The organism is Actinotalea ferrariae CF5-4 (assembly GCF_000603945.1).
Taxonomy (GTDB): Bacteria; Actinomycetota; Actinomycetes; order Actinomycetales; family Cellulomonadaceae; genus Actinotalea; species Actinotalea ferrariae.
This window is the reverse complement of the sequence record NZ_AXCW01000237.1, coordinates 1-1,996: the sequence shown is the minus strand read 5'-3', so window position 1 is coordinate 1,996 and position 1,996 is coordinate 1. Positions and strand designations below refer to the sequence as shown.

Annotated in this window: 2 protein-coding genes; both read right to left on the bottom strand. The window is 71.2% G+C overall.

The window, feature by feature from the left end; translation table 11 throughout:
- Nucleotides 1–1,173: NADH-quinone oxidoreductase subunit NuoH (gene nuoH / locus N866_RS15280; RefSeq protein WP_034227935.1), on the bottom strand; the 1,173-nt coding region annotated here is incomplete at its 3' end.
- 29 nt (nt 1,174–1,202) lie between these two features.
- Nucleotides 1,203–1,996, bottom strand: a 794-nt coding sequence (locus N866_RS15275) for a molybdopterin dinucleotide binding domain-containing protein (protein WP_034227934.1), incomplete at its 5' end; no start/stop codon positions are given.

Sequence of the window (1,996 nt, the reverse complement as noted above, 5' to 3'; positions counted from 1 at the left end):
TTCCTTGCGCTCCGGGATGAGGAGCACCACGCCGAGGACCACCACGGCCAGGACCCCGATCCCGATGAACAGCGTCGTGCGGTCCACGTCCATGAACTGGCTGACGCCCTGGATCACCGCGACGGCCACGATCCACGCCAGGGCGACGGGGATGAGGACCTTCCAGCCGAAGGTCATGAACTGGTCGTAGCGGAACCGCAGGAGCGTGCCGCGGATCCAGACGAACAGGAACATGAAGAACCAGAGCTTGGCCAGGAACCACAGGACCGGCCACCAGCCCTCGTTGAACATGCCGTCGTTGATCGCCGACAGCGGCCACGGGGCGCGCCAGCCGCCGAAGAACAGCGTGGTGGCGATGGCCGAGACGTTGAGCATGTTGATGTACTCGGCGAGGAAGAACCACGCGAACTTCATCGACGAGTACTCGGTCATGAAGCCCGACACGAGCTCGCCCTCGGCCTCGGGGAGGTCGAAGGGCAGGCGGTTGACCTCACCGACCATCGAGATGAAGTAGATGACGAACGCCGGCAGCAGCGGCAGGAACCACCAGATCGTCGTCTGCGACTGGACGATCTGCGAGGTCGACATCGAGCCCGCGAGCAGGAAGACGCTCACCAGGGACAGGCCCATCGCCAGCTCGTAGGAGATGACCTGGGCCGTCGAGCGCACGGCGCCGAGCAGCGGGTACGTGGAGCCCGAGGACCAGCCGCCCAGCACGATCCCGTACACGCCGAAGGACGCGGCGGCGAGGATGTAGAGCACGGCGACGGGGAAGTCCGTCAGCTGCAGCGGCGTGATGACGCCGAACATGTTCACGGCGGGGCCCAGCGGGATGACCGCGAAGATGAGCAGCGAGGCGAACACGGAGATCATCGGCGCCACGATGTAGACGACCTTGTCGGCCGCCTTGACGTTCATGTCCTCCTTGACCAGGAGCTTCATGGCGTCGGCGAGCGACTGCAGCAGGCCGAACGGTCCGTGCACGTTCGGGCCGGGCCGCACCTGCATGCGGGCGACGACCTTCCGCTCGAACCAGATCGCGACCAGCACGCTGGTGAGCAGGAACGCGATGATCCCGACCGCCTTGATCAGGACGATCCACCACGTGTCGTTGCTGAAGTCGGCGGGGACGACGTCGCCGCCCCCGACCGCGGTCAGCACCACGGGGCCCATGGCCCCGGAACCCAGGACGCCGGCGCCCATCACTGCCCCTCCCCGTCGTTCGCCGCGACCGCGAGGGCCGCCGGCTGGACCCGGACGACCGTGCCCGCGTCGACGCCGAGCGTCGGGCGGACGGTCGACCCGGTCGAGTGCAGCGGCAGCCACACGACGCCGTCGGGCATCGGCGTGACCACCAGCGGCAGCGTCACCTGGCCGCGGTCCGTGCGGACCGTGACCGCGTCACCGGTGCCGACGCCGAGCTCCGCGGCGTGCCCGGCCGAGAGCCGGAGCACGGGACGCTGCGCCGTCCCGGCGAGGAACCGCTCGCCGTCCTGGCAGCGGCCGCCGTCGAGCAGCAGGTGCCACGACGCGAGGACGGCCTCACCCGCGCCGAGCCGCGGAGGCTCCGCGTAGGCGACCTCCGGGGCCGCGCCGCGCGCGCCGTCCCACCCGCCGAGCTGGGCCACCTCGGCGTGCACCTGGCTCACGCTGCGCAGGCCGAGCAGGACGCCCATGGCGTCCGCGACGGCGTCGAGCACGCGGTGGTCCGCCATGGCGGTCGAGGTGAGCGCCTGGGGGAACGGCCGGGGCCGGCCCTCCCAGTTGAGGAACGTGCCGGCCTTCTCGACCGGCGGCGCGACGGGCAGGACGACATCGGCGTGCTGCGTGACGGCGGAGGAGCGGACCTCCAGCGACACGAGGAAGCCGACGGACGTCAGGGCGCGGTGCGCCAGCGCGGGGTCCGGCAGGTCCGCCGGGTCCACGCCGCCCACCACGAGGCCGCCCAGCGCACCCTCCGCCGCGGCGGCGACGATCGCCGCCGCGTCGCGGCCGG